General features: G+C 67.9%; 15 protein-coding genes and 1 pseudogene. 15 read left to right on the top strand and 1 reads right to left on the bottom strand.

Annotated features, from left to right (window positions below; genetic code table 11):
• Position 1 precedes the first annotated feature (1 nt).
• From RMCN_RS17010 to eccE, 4 genes are read left to right on the top strand one after another with little or no spacing between them, the layout of a single operon-like run.
• Positions 2-1,606, top strand: a complete 1,605-nt coding sequence (locus tag RMCN_RS17010) for a CpaE/TadZ family protein (protein WP_084377480.1) — start codon at positions 2-4, stop codon at positions 1,604-1,606.
• Positions 1,607-1,624: 18 nt separating this feature from the next.
• Positions 1,625-3,184 (top strand): type VII secretion integral membrane protein EccD, encoded by a 1,560-nt coding sequence (gene eccD, locus RMCN_RS17005; protein WP_067391465.1) that lies wholly within the window; start codon positions 1,625-1,627, stop codon positions 3,182-3,184.
• A complete protein-coding gene (gene mycP, locus RMCN_RS17000; RefSeq protein WP_084377478.1) occupies positions 3,181-4,614 on the top strand; it encodes a type VII secretion-associated serine protease mycosin in 1,434 nt (477 codons plus the stop codon). The genes eccD and mycP overlap by 4 nt, the downstream gene beginning before the upstream one ends.
• Positions 4,614-6,605, top strand: a complete 1,992-nt coding sequence (eccE, locus tag RMCN_RS16995; RefSeq protein WP_084377477.1) for a type VII secretion protein EccE — start codon at positions 4,614-4,616, stop codon at positions 6,603-6,605. The genes mycP and eccE overlap by 1 nt, the downstream gene beginning before the upstream one ends.
• 69 nt (positions 6,606-6,674) lie before the next feature.
• On the opposite strand, the gene RMCN_RS16990 is transcribed toward eccE, so the two are convergent.
• A complete protein-coding gene (locus tag RMCN_RS16990) occupies positions 6,675-6,962 on the bottom strand; it encodes a hypothetical protein (RefSeq protein WP_067391459.1) in 288 nt (95 codons plus the stop codon).
• 350 nt (positions 6,963-7,312) lie between these two features.
• Between RMCN_RS16990 and RMCN_RS16985 the strand changes: the two genes are divergently transcribed.
• The 11 genes and pseudogenes from RMCN_RS16985 (at position 7,313) to RMCN_RS16930 (ending at position 16,520) form a co-directional block, all read left to right on the top strand.
• Positions 7,313-8,164 carry a ParA family protein gene (locus RMCN_RS16985; RefSeq protein ID WP_067391456.1) on the top strand — a complete coding sequence of 284 codons (852 nt, stop codon included), beginning with the start codon at positions 7,313-7,315 and terminating at the stop codon, positions 8,162-8,164.
• Positions 8,157-8,585 carry a hypothetical protein gene (locus tag RMCN_RS16980; protein WP_131808564.1) on the top strand — a complete coding sequence of 143 codons (429 nt, stop codon included), beginning with the start codon at positions 8,157-8,159 and terminating at the stop codon, positions 8,583-8,585. Before RMCN_RS16985 ends, RMCN_RS16980 begins: the two co-directional genes overlap by 8 nt.
• Before the next feature lie 70 nt (positions 8,586-8,655).
• Complete coding sequence (locus RMCN_RS31540) at positions 8,656-9,057, top strand: helix-turn-helix domain-containing protein (protein WP_084377475.1); 402 nt, start codon at positions 8,656-8,658, stop codon at positions 9,055-9,057.
• A gap of 229 nt (positions 9,058-9,286) precedes the next feature.
• Positions 9,287-10,300, top strand: coding sequence for a hypothetical protein (locus RMCN_RS16970; protein ID WP_131808563.1), 1,014 nt, complete (start codon positions 9,287-9,289; stop codon positions 10,298-10,300).
• Positions 10,301-10,623: 323 nt separating this feature from the next.
• A pseudogene (locus RMCN_RS16965) lies at positions 10,624-10,899 on the top strand (WhiB family transcriptional regulator); the annotation flags it as partial.
• A gap of 89 nt (positions 10,900-10,988) precedes the next feature.
• The gene (locus RMCN_RS16960; RefSeq protein WP_067391446.1) at positions 10,989-11,723 is read left to right on the top strand and encodes a hypothetical protein; all 735 of its coding nucleotides are present in this window, start codon (positions 10,989-10,991) and stop codon (positions 11,721-11,723) included.
• Entirely contained in the window at positions 11,720-12,064 is a 345-nt protein-coding gene (locus tag RMCN_RS16955) for a hypothetical protein (protein WP_067391443.1), read from the top strand. The genes RMCN_RS16960 and RMCN_RS16955 overlap by 4 nt, the downstream gene beginning before the upstream one ends.
• Positions 12,061-12,303, top strand: coding sequence for a hypothetical protein (locus RMCN_RS16950; protein WP_067391440.1), 243 nt, complete (start codon positions 12,061-12,063; stop codon positions 12,301-12,303). The genes RMCN_RS16955 and RMCN_RS16950 overlap by 4 nt, the downstream gene beginning before the upstream one ends.
• 20 nt (positions 12,304-12,323) lie before the next feature.
• A complete protein-coding gene (locus RMCN_RS16945; protein ID WP_067391437.1) occupies positions 12,324-13,199 on the top strand; it encodes a DUF6551 family protein in 876 nt (291 codons plus the stop codon).
• A 380-nt stretch (positions 13,200-13,579) separates the two neighbouring features.
• Positions 13,580-15,703: a replicative DNA helicase gene (dnaB, locus tag RMCN_RS16935; RefSeq protein WP_067391432.1), complete on the top strand. Its 2,124-nt coding sequence runs from the start codon at positions 13,580-13,582 to the stop codon at positions 15,701-15,703.
• Between the two features lie 67 nt (positions 15,704-15,770).
• Entirely contained in the window at positions 15,771-16,520 is a 750-nt protein-coding gene (locus tag RMCN_RS16930; RefSeq protein ID WP_067391430.1) for a hypothetical protein, read from the top strand.
• Positions 16,521-16,570: the final 50 nt, after the last annotated feature.

The raw sequence follows: 16,570 nt of genomic DNA, 5'->3' as shown, positions 1-16,570 counted from the left end.
AATGGCCGAAAATGTGGAAACCGGTAACGGCCGGCACTGGTCGGAGCCGGAGAGTTCTGCAGAGCCTGCGCAGTCCACACCATCAGAACTCGAGGCCAAGCCCGAGGATCTGCCCGGGCCCCCGCCCACGACGATCGCGCCCTCGGGCGCCGCGGACTGGGGTGCACGGCCCAGCGTTCCGCCGGCACCTCCGGCCGCGCCGGCACCCGCCGGTGACCGCAGCTTCGGCGGCGACGGTGGCTCTACGACGCCCTACCCCAAGCAGCAGCAGCCCCCGTGGGGCGCTCCGTCTGCGCGTCCGGCCAATGGGTTGCCGCAGCAGCCCGATCAGCGTGCCGCCAACATCGCTCAGCAGCCCGATCAGCGTGCCGCCAACATCGCTCAGCAGCCGCAGTGGGGCGCCGCCTCCCCGGGACAACCCTGGGGGCAGCCTTCCACGGCCCCGCAGGGCCAGCACTCAGGCCCGCAGATGGCCCCCCGGCGCTCGCAGCCGCAGACGCAGCCCGAGCAGTATCAGCGGCCCGACGTGACCCAGCAGATCCCCGTCACCCCCGACGTCGACCGGGTGCGCCAGGCGGTGCCCGATCGGCAAGCAGCGACGGGACGTGGCGTCGAAGCAGATCAGTACCGCCGCCCCAGCGCGCCGATCCAGGCGGCCTCGGCCGGCATCCGCCAGGACTTGATCCAGACCGCCAACGAGGACCGCGCGCCGGTGGCCAACACCGGTTGGCGCGGCGCCATGAACAAGAGCGGGTTCAAGCTCAAGCCCGGCAAGAAGGAAAGCCGCCGCCGAGAGGTCTACAAGCGCATCCGCGCACCCAAGGACACGATGTACGCCATCACCGTCCTCACCCTCAAGGGCGGGGCCGGGAAGACCACGGTGACCGCGACGCTGGGTCAGGTGTTCTCTTCGATCCGCGCCGATGGAGTCATTGCCGTCGATGCCGACCCTGATGCCGGTGACCTGCCGCTGCGGACCGCGGTGCACCCGAACAACCTGTCGATGATGGAGATGCTCGACACCGAATCCGACGATCTGCGTCAGCACGACCAGGTGCAGCGGTTCCTGTCGACGACCGACACCGACCTGCACGTGCTGGCCAATGGGTGGCGGCCTGACGGTGAGCGCGTGCTCGTCCCCGAAGACATCCGCGACGTCTACGAGATTGCCTCGCACTACTACAGCATGCTGCTGTGGGACGGCGATAAAGCACTCAACTCGCATGTGGTGCGCGAGATGCTCGACAAGTCCAATGCCCTTGTGCTGCTTGTGGAAGCGTCAAACCCGGGCGCCTTCAAGGCCGGCCAGGCCATCGACTGGCTGCGCAACCACGGCTACGAGGGCCTGCTGGCCCGCACGGTGCTTGTGGTCAACGAAACCACGGCCAACACCCGGCTCGACATGAAGGCGCTGACCACAGTGCTGGCTCGCCAGCAGCTGAAGCTGCACCACATCCCGTTCGATGCGCACCTCGACGAGGGTCTCAGCGTCGACCTGGACAAGCTCAAGAAGAAGACTCGGCACGCCTTTGAGAATCTGGCAGCGATGCTGGCCGACGACTTCTCCGTGCCCCAGCCGCCGGCTCCGGTAGCCGCAGCGAGCTAACGCCAAGGGAGGCAACGTATGTCAGTCGTCTTGCCGGTCGAGTCACTGCCCGCCGATCCCGGTAGGCAGACCGAGACCACGGGCACAGCAGTCCAAGCGGTCCCCGAGCAGATCCGAGTCGCCATCCACGTCGGGAACTACAACGTCGACACGTCGCTGGCCGCGCACGCGCCGCTGTCGATCGTCATGGAGGGGCTGGTGCCCTTCCTGGCCGAGACGCTGCGCAACGAAGGGCTCAACGTCGACTTCACCACTACCGGGGTCTACACCCTGGCCGTCGAAGGCGGTATGCCGTTCGCGCGCACACTGTCGCTAGCCGAGGCCGGTGTCCTCGACGGCGCGCGCCTGCTGCTGCGCGAGGTGCACTCCAACGAGGTCTTCAAACCGATCATCGAAGACGGCAGCGACGCCCTGGCGGAATTCAACGCCGTCAAATTCGCGTCCTTCACCGCCGACACCGCCCGCACCCTCGGGCTGATCGCCATCGTCGGTGGTGCAGCTCTGACTGCCGCACTGACGATCGCGGCATGGTGGTCCACCCCGTCGAGTCTCTGGTGGGCGCCACCGGCCGGGGTGTTGACACTGCTGGCGATCATCGGAGCCATCGTGGCGTCGCGCCGCTCGATCCGGCAGGTGTCCTACGCCGCCGGCATCGCCGCAGTCCCGCTGGCGTTCTCCCTGGGATGGGTGGCGGTGCCGGCCTACGAGAACACGCCCGGCCACTGGACGGCGGCCAACGTGTTCGCCGCGGCCTTCGCGACCGCAGCGGTATCCCTGATCGTGTTGTGGCTGACCGGCATTGGCATCAGCGTGCACACCACAGTGGTCACCATGGCGGTGATCGGCGCGGCCGCGGCCGGGGTGCGCACCTACACCGGGTTCGACATGCGCCAGATCGGCACGGTCGCCGTCGTCGTCGGCATGATCCTGGTAGCCATGGCGCCGGGTCTGGCCCTGTCCCTTGCCGGGGTCAAACCCCCGAGCCTGCCGGTGCCCGGTGAGGACATCGACCGCACCGAACTTGACGAAGCCGCGATGGTCGTCGAGGTGTTCGACGACGGCAACGATGTGCGCACCGTGGCGCTCTCGGAGGACGAGGACGCCCAACTCGAACGCCAGTCGCGCGTTGCGAACAAGTACCTCACCGGCTTGTTCCTCGCCGCGGTGACCACCATCGTGGCTGGCGCGGTTGTGGCCACCGAGCCTGCGACGCACTACTTCTGGGGTGAAGTTGCGGTCGCCATCCTGTCGATTCTGGTCCTGGTCTTGCGTGGTCGCTCACTTCCGGATCGGGTCCACGCCGTGACGTTCTTCGTGGGCGCGTTCGTGTTACTCGTCGGCTTCACCCTCACCGTGATCACCGGGACCTCCACTGCGGTCGCCGAGATCAGCGTCCTGGGCGGGGTGGCGCTGGTGACGGTCCTGGCCGCGCTGGCCGGGATGATGCTGCCCGGGCGGATCAAGTCGCCGATCCCGTTGCGGCGCATCGAGTATCTGGAGTTCTTCGCGAACTTCGCGGTGGCGATGCTGGCGTTCTGGATTGTCGGAGCCTTTAACTTCTTCCGGAACCTGCTATGACCGTGCGCCCGATGCTGCTGGCGGCGCGGACGGCGGTCGTCCTGACTGCGGTCATCTCGTTGGTCGCGGTCGCGCCGCTGGGAACCGCCGGCGCGGTCACCCCGCCCAACCCGGATGTTGCCGCAGCGCCGCCGGACGGACCGCCAGGTCCCGAAGGGCCCATGCGCAAGAACGGTGCCTGCGTCGTTGGGGGTGTGCTGCCGAACTCCGATCTGGCCAAGACGCCGCCACCGTTGACCGCACTGCAGATTGAGCAGGCCCATAAGTTTTCCACCGGCGCCGGAGTGATTGTGGCGGTCATCGACACCGGTGTGCGGCCCCAGCCGCGGCTGCCCGGCATGATCGCCGGCGGCGACTACGTGGACCCCGCTGCAGGGGCCAACGGCTTTGAGGACTGCGAGGGACACGGCACGATCGTGGCCGGCATCATCGGTGCCGCGCCGGCGCCGACCGACGGACTGATCGGTGTCGCGCCCAACGCCCAGATCCTGGCGATCCGGCAGACGTCGTTGGCGTACATGCCCGAGAACCAGTCCTCAAACCCCGACGACCCCAACCAGTCTCGCACCGCAGGTGACATCCGCACCCTGGCCCGGTCGATCGTGCACGCCGCCAACATGGGTGCGCGGGTCATCAACATCTCTGTGGTGTCGTGTGTGAAGGTGACCACTCCCATCGACCAGGCGATGCTCGGCGGCGCACTCAAGTACGCCACCGAGGTCAAAGACGCGCTTGTCGTTGCCGCCGCCGGCAACGTCAACTCCGCGGTCGACAGCGGGGCGGGCAACCAGAACTGCAAGAGCAATCCCGACGCCGATCCGACCCGCCCCGACGACCCCCGCAACTGGGGTGGGGTCACCGTGGTGTCCACCCCGTCCTGGTTCGACGACCTGGTGCTGTCGGTCGGGTTCGTCTCGCCTGAGGGCGCACGCGCCGAGAACACCATGTCCGGTCCGTGGGTCGACGTGGCTGCTCCCGGATCGGGCATCGTGTCGCTGTCGTCGAGCGGCGAAGGTGTGATCAACGGTGTCCCCGGTGAGGAAGCCGGGCTCGTGCCGATCGCGGGCACGTCGTTCGCGGCAGCCTACGTCTCCGGGACCGCTGCACTGCTGCGCTCGCGATTCCCGCAGATGTCGGCCCGCGAGGTGGCCACGCGCATCATCACCACCGCCCACGCGCCGGCACGCGGGGTGGACAACGCCGTGGGCCGAGGTCTGATCGACCCGGTGGCGGCGCTGACCTACGACATCCCGGTCGACGGGGCCCCGGAGGTGACCGTGCAGGCCGCAGAGCTGTCACTGCCGGCGCCGCCGCCTCCGCCGGACTCCGCGCCGAAGTGGACCGCGGCGATCGTGATCGGCGCGGTGACCGCTCTGGTCGTGGCCGTGCTGATCGTCGTGGCCGCGACCGGCGTGCGAAGGAGGCAGTGATGGCAGGCCCCAGGCGCGCCCGCGGGCGGTGGATCCGGGTTCCCATGGTCTCGGCGCTGGTCTACGGCGTCGCGGTGTGGGTGACCGTTGCCTTCGCGCTGAACAAGGCGCTTCCGGTGTGGGCGGCCGTGACCATCCTGGTCGCCGCGGCGATCGCGCTGTTCATTCCGATCCGAGGTCGGGTCCTGCTTGTCGAGTGGTTCGCCGTCGTGTGGGCGTTCCTGCGGCAACGCCGCCGGCCGCTGCCCCCGGAACTGCCGGCGGCCACCGACATCAACGTCATCTCCGGCAACGCCGGCGTGCGCTGGGACGGCAAGACCCTGGTCGCCGCGGTCGAAGTCGGCCCGCAGCTGGCGATCACCACCGAAGCCGGTGGACGCACAGTCAGTGGCAGCGAATTGCCGCTGTCGCTGGTGGTTTCGCTGATGACCCAGTACGGGCTCAACATCGACATCGACGTCATCGAGGCGGGCTGCCACGTCCCTCCCGGGACGGCCTACCGCACGGTGTACTCCCAGTTCGTGGGTCCGCGTCACTTGGTCGGAGAGCGCCGCACCTGGCTGGTGTTGCGGCTCAACTCCTTTGACAACCTCGACCGGATCATCGAGCGCGGTCCGTCTCGAACCGCTGGACCTAAGGCGTTGGCGGCCGCGGCGCATCGGGTCGTGCAGCGCCTGCAGCAGGAGCAGATCCCGGCGCACGCGCTGTCGGCGGAAGATCTCGACGCGATGGGGGACGTGCTGTTGGCCCCGGTCGGGCCGGTCGACAACCAGGAGAAGTGGTCCTACATCCGGTCGGGACCGAACTTCATCACCACCTACGTCGGCAACCCCGAGCTGCTCGCCCAAGGCCAGCTGGATCGCTGGTGGTCCTGGCGCACCGAGGAAACCATGACGGTGATCCGACTGACCGGCGCCGGAGGCGGCGCAGAGGTCCAGGTGGGTGTGCTGATCCGCTACGTCCACCACGGCAAGGCCTACAAGCCGCTAGCCGAAGCAAAGCTCGCCCGGCCCACCGGGATCCAGCGGCAGATGCTCGATGCGGCCATCCCCGCCGGGGACCGCAGCCTGCATGCCACGTTGCCGACCATCGCGTTCTCCGCGGTAGAAGATGTCCGGGTGCCGATCGGGCCGTCAGGGCAGATCCTCGGTCAACTCGACGAAGGCACGCTGGCGGCGGTGCCGCTGTGGGATCAGTCCGGTTCGCCCAAACGGCGCCGCATCGACGCGCGCGTCGGCGTCGAAGTGGCCCGCCAGCTGGTCCTGCGTGCAGTCGTCACCGGTGCGGTGGTGGCGATCCACACCGACGACCGTCAGCGCTGGGACGGGCTGGTCGCCACGGTCAACGACGACCAGCGACTGTTCTACGCCACCGCGGGTGCCCGCACGAGTGACGTCGCGGTCTTCGACGGCCGCACGGTCACCACCGTGCCGACCCGCACGGTGCTGCGCCTGCTGGGGCCCGACACTGTGGGCGGGGGCGCGGACATGACCATTGTGGAAGGGCCCGGCCAGGTCCTGGAGGTCGCCATCGGCAGTGCTGAGCCGATCACCGTGTGGACGATTCGGACCCGCGAAGAGGACCGCTATCTCGGCCTGGGTCACAGCGACATTCCGCAGCCGCGGCGCGTGGTCTCCACCGCACCGGTCCTGTCTCGCACCGGCCGACGTTCGGCAGCTGCAGCACCGGCTCCCTCCGCCGCTGCTCCCGGGCCGGCGCGTCGCAGCGCTCCGGTTGTGCAGCCGTCGGCCACGCCGCCGCCGGCGGCGGCTCCGGCAGCCGCACAGCATGGCGGTCTTAACCGCGTGCATTCGAATGGCAACGGCGCCAACAGCAATGGTGCGAACGGTAACGGGGCCAACGGCGATGGCGGCGGCCGGCACCGCGACTTGGGTGGGCCGCAGCGCATTCGGCGCAGCCAGCGCTCCGCAGAGCCGGCCCCGCCGCCGCCCCCGCGGCGGCCGCCGCGCAACTATCGACCCGAGGAGTGACGGGCCGCCAGGCCGAACGCACTGTGCCCCGCTACCGAAGTGGCGGGGCACAGTGCTGTGTGGACGGGGTTACGGCGCGGAGCTGCTGCGGCGCATCAGGCCGGCGCGCAGCCGGTCGTGGCGCGCCTTGGTGTCCTCGTCGAGGTCGTAGGCGAGCTTGAGGCAACGGGAGGCCTCGGTGCGCTGGTCTGCGGTGCTCGCCGGGTGCCACCACACCTCGGCGGCGTAGTCGGCTGCGGTGCGCGCATATTGCCACCGTCGCCACTGTTCGTCGGCGGTGGAGGCTTCACAGAGGGCGGCCAACGCCGCGCTGAGCGCGCCGGCCGGAGAGGTCAAGTCGTCGCCGCGATGGCTCATTGGCCAATCGTATGGCCGTATCGAGGGCCGATCCCGGCGCGCGGAGGGGGCGATTTGCGTGAGATCGCGCGTGACTGTCGCGGCGTGTCGCAGGGAGAGAACCGGCGGGGGGCGGTGAGATGAACTGCGGGTGCCGCGTCCTCGGGCCGGTGACCAGCGGTGACGTCGCCATTCTGGCCGTGAGAACTCCGTGAATCTGCTCTCAGTGGTTCGTGAAAGCAAGCCCGCGTGTCGCGCACAACCTTTGTGAATTATGCTTTGACCTGCGGAGACAGTATGGCCCCTGGTGGCTGGCAGTTTTTTACCGCAGCAGAGGCATTCCCCCAGCCCTGGAAGGTTATGATTTGCGCATGCCAAAGACTCCGAAGCTGGTCCGGGCCCTGAATTCCCCGCCCGTGGTCATTGCGGTCGCCATGCGGAAGGGCGGGGTGGGTAAGACCACCACCGCGGTGAACCTGAGCTACGAACTGACTCGCCTGCAGGTGTTCGACGAGGCCGAGCAGCAGACGCGCCCGATCCGCGTGCTGCTCATCGACATGGATCCGCAGGGCAACGCCACCTCCGGACTGGGCTTGGAGGTGCCGCCCGACGGTGACCCGACGCCCACGATGTTCAACGTGCTGCACCCCGAGAAGCACCGCCGTATGCCGCTCAACGACGTCATCCAGGGCACCGACTTTGGAGTCGACGTCGCGCCGTCGCGTGAAGCGCTCGACGAACTCGACAAGGGCCTCGGGCCCGGTGGGCAGATGCGACTGCGCCGCGAGGTGGAGACGTTGCCCGCGTACGACTTCATCGTCATCGACTGCCGCCCCACGCTCAATGAGCTTGCCTCAGCAGCGCTTTCGGCGGCGACATGGGTGCTGGCGGCCGTGGGGACCGGGCCCGACGAGGTGGGCGCGCTGGCCTCACTGGACGCAGCGGTGGAGAACGTGGATCTCAACAACCCGGGCATCAAGATCACCCACGTGCTGCTCACCAACTACCTGGGTGGATCGCGGGCTACCAAGTCCATCCGCCGAGCTGTCGAAGAAGCCTGGTCCAAGGAGTATCTGGGTTACATCTCCCGCACGATCCGCGTGACGGAGGCCAAGGCGCACTGCCAACCCATCTCGGTGTATGACCCGACGTGCACTGCTGCTGAGGACTATCAGCGCGTCGCGGTGCGTATCGCGGAGGAAGGACTGATCTCCCATGGCTAAAGACATGCCACTGCCGGCCGCTCGCGGTCGGGCGGTATCTCAGGATGCGGCGCGGATGCGAGGCGTTCCCTCCAGCGCTGCGGCCGCCGCGGCGCCAGCGGCCCCGCCCGCCGCGGCGGGCAACCAGGTGGCCGACTTCGTGGCCCACGATCCCGCCCTGGAGCAGCTGCGCAGCCGCAAGGTCAAGCGCACCGGAATCAACGTGCACATCAATACCAATGTGCACAACGCGTTTGCTGCATTTATCGACGAGTACGAGTTGCCCAAAGGGGACGCTGCGTCGCTGGCCATCCAGGAGTTCCTCGAACGCCGGGGTGTGCAGATCCCCGGTGTCGCCCGGGCGCTGCCGCCGCCTGTGACTGCTGTCCCAAATATGACCGATCAGCAGCCCACTGGTGGCGATTCGGCCTCCACTGGATAGGCTAGAGATTAGTGCTGGTAAAGAAGTTGGGGGATCGGCCGAGTGGCATCAACGCAGGATTGGGTGACCGATGACCAACCATATGGACAACATCGCCGACGTCGAGGCCGAGGACGTCGACGAGGATAAGCCGGACAGCGTGGCGCACGAACTGGTGCGCGCCGAACAACGCGGCAAAGCCGCTATCGATCCTCCGCATGTCGCAACGGAGTACTTCGCCAAGAAGTTCCAGGAATTAGCTGGAAGCATGAACGTGCGCATGCTCGACACCGACCGAGTACGCAAGCTCACGCCGCTGCGGATCCAACGGATGCTCAAGGAGCAGGCACCGGACCTGCCGGTCTCGCAGACGCAGATCTACCGCTACTTCCATGGCGAGGCACCGCCGCGTCTCGATGTCGTCTACGAGCTGGCGCGCCTGTTCGGCGTGCCCCCGTCCTACTTCATGCCCGATGAGTTCCTGCCCGAATAGGCACTGACGCAGCCGTCTGTTTGGCACGCGCGATGTTGTGAAAAGCAACCCCTTCGCGGCAGGCGATCCGGGCCGATCGTGGCCATAGACTGAGGCTCGCAACTCCGGCATGGTGCTTTACAGGGGTCTTTGGCAAGAGGTTTCCCGGTAGCGGTGCGGCAACGTGCCCCATGCCGGAGTTGCTTTCTCCGAGGGACTTTCACTCCCCGGAACGGGAGAGGGGCCTGACGTGGACAGCGAACACGACGCGCTGAGGGCCCACATTCGAATGAGGCTCGCGTTCTGGCAAGCGCAAGACCGCCGCAGCATCACCGCCGGCCCGGGCTGGCTCTGGCGCGGCCGGCACCTCGCCCCCTTGCGCCAAGCCGATCTCAGCGGTCGCACCGGGGAGCTGATCGCCCAGCGCGCGGCCGCCGGCATGTCGCCCGCCGCGCTCTACGGCCAGGCCGGACCGCGCCAGCAGCGGCTCCCACGATGGGTCACCCGGCGCACTACGGTCACCTGGGCCGCCGCCGCGGTCCTCCTCGCCCTCGTCGCGATCCTGTGCGCGGGCGCCGCCGACGACCGCGCCGGCATCGGAGCCCTCGCCGGCTGGAGTGCGGCCGGATGCGCCGTCGTGGCGCTGCTGCACGGAATCCTGCTGTGGTGGGTCCACCGTGACCCCCTCAACCTCAGCGCGGCCCAGGCCGCCGAGGTCAACGCGTCCCAACGGGCCCTGGACTGGAACCCGCTGGCTGGAGCAGGCGCCATCTCCGCCGGCGGCGCCTTCCTGCTCGAAGGGATCGCGATCGTCACCGAGTTAGATCAGAGTCCGGCATGGAAACTGCCGGGGCTCGACGTCGTGCGAACTCGATTCGACGCCGACGAGGAGATCTTCCAGATCGCCCGCGCCGCCTTCAGTCTCGATGAGCACGAGGCCAACAGCGTCAAGCTCAAGCAACTGACGGAACCCAGCGGTTACGCCAACGCCATGCTTCGGTCTGAACGCCGGCACCTGACCGAGGCCCTCCTGGGCCGTCTGCTGGTACTGCACCGATGTGTGGCCACGCTGGAGAGCCTGCAGCTGCGCGCCCGGCAGGCCAATGCGGCCGGCATTGAGTCCGCCGGCAATGACTTCTTCACCGCCGCCGCCGAGAACGAGCTGGCCGCCGCATCACTGGACGAGCTGAACACCGACCTGCTGGTGATCTCGGAGGTCTACGGAGAAGTCGGTGCCGCAGTCGGGTTTCCGTCCCGCTCGTAACCGCCCGAACCGCATCAGCGCCCCTGCCAGCGCAAATGGCAGAGCCCCCTACCGGCGGCCTCACTGAGGCCGCCGGTCGTCGTTGAGGGCGAGCGCCGCAGGGACATGTCATCGCCGCAGGCCACGCCGCGTCCCGTCGACGACATCCTGCGGACACTGCGCAGTCGCTCCTCAAAGTCACCATCACAGACAATGTTTCCTGTAGCGGGAAGCCTGTTTGTCGTAGTCAGGAACTAATCTGGGCCAAGAGATACGCAAATCGTAACTGGTTGGATTTGCGCAATCGGGACCGCGAAAGCGACTGACCTCGGGAGGTAGACGCCATGTCTGAAGCCGCCGTGATCGAGCTGATCACCATGCTGGAAGCCCAGCCGCAATCACCCACCGACGAGGACTGGTACGAGCGGGCCCTGTGCCCGCAGACCGACCCCGACGCGTTCTTCCCCGAGAAGGGCGGATCGACCAAGGAAGCCAAGAAGATCTGCCTCGGCTGCCCGGTCAAACAGCAGTGCCTGCAATGGGCACTCGACAACGACGAGCGCTTCGGCATCTGGGGCGGACTGTCCGAACGCGAGCGACGTCGCCTCAAGCGCGGTATCGACATCAGGCCCGCACAGAACGACGAACCGGAACACGTCGCAGCGATCGCCGCCACCAACGGCTACGACCAGGGCGCGAGGTTGGCAGGATGACCCGGCCCGCGCAGCGCGCCGCCGGCCGTCAGCAGATCCCCGGGTTCGGCAAGGACCAGCCGCCGGCCGAGGTGGTCGACGCCTACTGGACCGCAGTCGATCTCGCCGCCTACGGCTGGCATGCCAAGCGCCTCGAATTCGACGCACACACCGCCACCGCCTTCGTCACCGCCCACACCCCCACACGGCGTACGGTCACCGTGAGCTGGGATCTACGCGGCAATCGTGCAGCGCGCCAGCAAGTTCCGGGAAACACTTCAGCGCGCCGACTGCTCGAACTGGCCCGATCCGTGGCGAGCCTGGGCCAAAACGACGCCGAGACCGGTGACGAGTGGCTCACCCAACTGTGCTGGCTGGTGCAGTCCCAGGTGGGCTCTCCGCATCGCCACCACCGCAACTGGCGTCGCGGCGACGTGCTGCCCACCCTGCCGGCGGGCCAACAGCCCATGACGCGGGCGCGCACCGCCGCGTGGTTGCTCGCTCGCCTGGTCGGCAAGTACGGCTGGGAGATCCAGCACCTCGGTGAGGACATCGCCGGTGGGGGATTCATCGCCAACATCCCCGGCGATGTGCAAGCAATCTTCCCGGCCTCCATGGAGTACGACGGCACCGCAGCGGCCGCCCTGGCCCGGATGCTGCCGCAGGTCCCGGCCCGCGAGGTGCGTGTGCTCGCGCACCTGGACTACCGGGCGCTCTGGGCGGCAGGACAAGCAGGGACCGGTCGACGATGACCACGCCCGCTGCTGTGGCGGTTCCCGCGTCCTGGGTGCCGGACTACCTGCACGGCTCGCTGCGGCACTGGGATGCACCCAGCGGGCCGCAGTGTCGCTGCCAGCGCTACGAGGGCACGTCGGTCATCCACTGCGTCGGGCGGCTGCAGCACCTGCTCGACGTCGCCTTCGGTCGGCCGCCGCGGTCCCGATGCGGGGTGCGCCTCATCCAGGCGACGCCGACGGCACTACTCGAGGACGGCGCACCACTGTGCCCGGCGTGCGCGGCCATCACACATCCCCCCGCGGTCCAGGTCGAAATCTTCAACCACCGCGCCGACGAGCACCCGGCGTCACGATGAGTAGCCACCGCCTGGATCCCGAGCTGGTGCGCAAGCACCTGCTGGACGTCCTACCCGAGACCGGTGGAGACCTGACCACCGCTGAGATACGCCAACTGCTGCTGCGCTGGGCGCCGGGACTGGTCAACGAGACCGTCTACCGCAACCTCCTCGTCCTCGAACACCGCGGCGAGGTCCGTCGCCTGCGCCGGCCCGGGCGCCGCCACGTCGCCTGGGCCATCGCCACCCCTGCCCAGTAACCCTGAAGAAGGCATTCCGAATGACCGCACCGCACCCGGCCGCTCCCTACGTCCTGGCCGTCCCCGTCACCGACCTGTTCGTCGACCACACCTACCAGCGGCCGCTGGATCCCCAGCGCGTGCGCACCATGACCGAAACATTCGACCCCAGGCTGCTCGGTGTCATCGAGGTGTCCGACCGAGGACCCGAACACCACCCCCGCTACGCGGTCATCGAAGGCCAACACCGCTGGGCCACAGTGACATCCCGAGATCCGCGCGCCTCCATCGCCGCCCGCGTCCACAGCGGCCTGTCCGTCGCCGAAGAGGCCGAACTGTTCCTCGGCATCGACATCCACCGCCGGCGGCTGAGCACCTGGAACCGGTGGAAAGCCCGCCGCGCCCAGCACGATCCTGACGTCGCCGCGATCGAGGCCACCGTGGCCCGGGTGGGCCTGCGCGTCGACGACGCACCCAAGGACGGACACATCAGGTGCACCGCCATGCTGGAGAAGGTCGCTCGCAGTCGCGGCGGACACGCCCTGCTGCGCGACAGCCTCAGACTGCTGCACGACACCTGGGGCCCACAGCAGAGCGCCTACGACGCCCCGATGGTCGGCGGAATGGCCGTGCTGCTCGACGCTTTCGGCGACGACGAACAGTTCGAGTGCGACATCCTCGTGGACGCGCTGATCGACCTCGCCCCCGAGCGCATCGGCGCCTTGGCGCGCGCCAAGAAGTCCAATGGCAAGCACGGAGGCGGCGCGCTGCCCAAGTTCGTTGCCCTGACCCTGCATGAGCGCTACAACCTGCACCGGCCCGCCGGCGCCCGTCTGGTCATGCCGTCGAGCTTCCGCGGTGTCCTACGCCCGGCCGCGGCCACTGCGCGGCCGGCCGCCGCCGCAGCCGCTGCGTAACTAGAGGGACCTGCCGTCGTACCAGCTCACAGCGTTGCGTGGAGCGGCGGCGACGGAAACGGCCCGGTCGGCCGGTACTCACCGGATGACGGCACAGGAAGGAGACATGCGATGGGCACGACCGCCAGCACTGCGCACCCGGACAGCCCCCTGTGCGTGCTCCCCAGCTGCGGCAACTACGTCGAGTGCTGGGGTCAGCCCTGCCAGGACTGCCGCACCGCGTTCGGCCCTCGCCTGCGTCCCACCTCCGTGCCCGCCATGACCCGCGAGCAGATCGCCGAACGCGATCGCGACGTCGAGCGAGTCCTGGCCCTGCGCCGGCAGGTGCGCGCAGACCACCGGGCGACGGACGAGCCGCCACGACCGCCAAGGAGGAGCGCATGACCGCCCTCGATCACCGACCCGCTCAGGTCAGCGAACGCACCGCCGACAGCGACTACGGCAGGCTGCCCCCACACGACGAGAGCGCAGAGCAATCCGTGCTGGGTGCCATGCTGCTCAGCAAGGACGCGATCGCCGATGTGCTCGAAGTTCTGCAGCCCGGTGATTTCTATAAACCGCGCCACCAGAGCATCTTTGACGTCATCCTCGACCTCTATGGCCGCGGGGAACCGGCCGACGCAGTAACCGTCGCCGCCGAACTCGATCGACGCGGCACCCTGCGCCGCGTCGGGGGAGCGCCCTACATTCACACCCTGCTGTCGGTGGTCCCCACCGCGGCCAACGCCAGCTACTACGGGCGCATCGTGGCCGAGAAGGCGACGCTGCGCCGCCTCGTCGAAGCCGGCACCCGCGTTGTTCAGTACGGCTATGCCGGCGCCGAGGGTGCCGAGGTCGCCGAGGTCGTCGATCGCGCCCAGGCCGAGATCTATGACGTCAACAACCGCGACCGCCGCGAGGACTACGTGGCGTTGGCCGATCTGCTGCAACCGACGATGGATGAACTCGACGAGCTGAGCAGCAATGGTGGCCTCGCCCGTGGTGTGCCCACCGGGTTCTTCGAACTCGACGAGCTGACCAACGGGCTGCATCCCGGCCAAATGATCACCGTCGCGGCGCGACCCGGTGTCGGAAAGGCGCTGGCGCTCAACACGTCTCTGCCGACTCCGACCGGCTGGACCACGATGGGTGAGGTCAAGGTCGGAGACCAGCTGCTCGGTGCCGACGGCTATCCCACCCGGGTGGTCGCCGCAACCGAGGTGCTCTACAACCGGCCCTGCTACGACGTCGAGTTCTCCGACGGCACGGTCATCACGGCCGATGAACAGCACCAGTGGACCACCCGGCGCGGGACCCTGATCACCGCGCAACTGTGTGTCGGTGATGCGCTGCCCACCGCCGCGCCTGTCGAGCTGCCTGAGATCGCCACCCAGGCCGACGACCCGTACACCGTCGGCTGCTGGCTGGCCGGAGACCGAAGCGTCGTACTCAACGGCTACGACACGGTGGTGTCCCGCTATCTGCGGGGGTCGCTACGCCAACGCCGCGCCATGCTGCGCGGGCTGCTGCAGGCCAGCCACGTCACCGGCGGTCCCGGTGACAGCTTCACCATCGAGGCGGCCTGGCGTCTGCCCGAGAACCGCACCCTGGCCGTGGACCTGCTCAACGCCCTGGGCTACGTCGTGGCCCCGGAGTGGCCCGGCGCACCGATCCACGTCGTGGCCGGCGACCGCACCGTCACGGCCGTCCGCGCCCGCGCCAGTGTGGCCGTACGGTGTGTGCAGGTCGACAACGCCGACCACCTGTATCTGGCCGGCAACGGCATGGTGCCGACCCACAACTCAACGCTGGCACTGGATTTCATGCGGTCCTGCTCGATCCAGCACCGGATGGCCAGCGTCATCTTCTCGCTGGAGATGAGCAAGTCCGAGATCGTGATGCGGCTGCTGTCCGCCGAAGCCAAGATCAAACTCGCCAGCATGCGCTCCGGAAAGATGAGTGACGACGACTGGACGCGGCTGGCCAAGAAGATGAGCGACATCAGCGAGGCCCCCCTCTACATCGACGACTCACCCAACCTGACCATGATGGAGATCCGAGCCAAGGCCCGCCGCCTGGCGCAAAAGGCCGATCTGAAACTGATCGTTGTCGACTACATGCAGCTGATGACCTCCGGCAAGAAGGTGGAGAGCCGTCAGCAGGAGGTCTCGGAATTCTCCCGCACGCTCAAACTGCTGGCCAAGGAACTCGACGTGCCCGTCGTGGCCATCAGCCAGCTCAACCGCGGGCCGGAACAGCGAACAGACAAGCGGCCCATGGTTTCTGATCTTCGCGAGTCGGGCAGCATCGAACAGGATAGCGACGTGGTAATGCTGCTGCACCGCCCGGACGCCTTCGAACGTGACCACCCGCAGGCCGGGGAAGCAGAGATCATCATCGGCAAGCACCGCGCAGGACCCTGCCGATCAATCACCGTCGCCAGCCAACTCCACATGTCGAAATTCGCCAACATGGCCAGGGGCGACTACAGCGCTGAACCGCCTACAAGAGCGGCAAATTGGTGACCAAAACAAGATCAAAGCCGCGATATACGCGTAGCCTACAGCAAACCGAAGGGGAGGGGAAGGCGTCATGGGCGTCTATGACACCGCCTGCCTGATCACCGGTGTGAGCTTGACCAACATCGACGCAACCGCGGTACTGCTGCGTCGCACCGCTGACGGCCAATACCATCCCATCTCGCTCGGCACCTACGGCTTCTACGATGGGTACGGATGCCTCGACGCGATCACCGCCAACCACCACACTGAAGCGTTAACAGCGTTCGCGTCCAACGTGTTTCGAGACGGCCGGTTTCACGCTCACGACTACACACATGCCGGCGATCCGCACTGGTTCGATCCCGACATCGCCATCGAATCACTGCTCTATCTCTGCGAGCGGACCACCACCTGCTCGGACCTCTACGGCGGCACCTACCCGCCCTGCACCGTGCTCGACGGCGACCCGGTAGTCCTGACGATGATCGCCCAGCCCGTCTGGGACGCCATCACCGCATCCCGCAGACCTGGCCGCCGAAACCTCGCCGCCATGGCCTTCGGCGCCGGCCTGCCCACCGCCACCGAGATCTACGGGCCCGACCTGAACGGACCCCTCCAGGAGCCGCTACGCCAACTCGCGGTGATCTCCCACTTCATCGCCACCCATCCGCCGCTGCGGTGGGCCCCGCCAGGAGAACCCGGACAGCGCTACCCGCGCGGCGCCGGCCGCCAGTTCCGTCCCGAGGAGCGACGACAATTCCTCGACGACGCACGCCGCGACTACCGCGCGGACGACACCATCCAAACCGCCCTAGACGTGTACATCAAGGCCGTCGATTAGCAAGCGGCACAACGCGAGCAAGCGCTTCAGTTAGACGATCGCTATCGTGC

It is taken from the genome of Mycolicibacterium novocastrense (assembly GCF_001570485.1).
GTDB classification, from domain to species: Bacteria; Actinomycetota; Actinomycetes; order Mycobacteriales; family Mycobacteriaceae; genus Mycobacterium; species Mycobacterium novocastrense.
The sequence above is the reverse complement of the archived record's forward strand: the minus strand, read 5'-3'. Positions and strand labels throughout refer to the sequence as shown.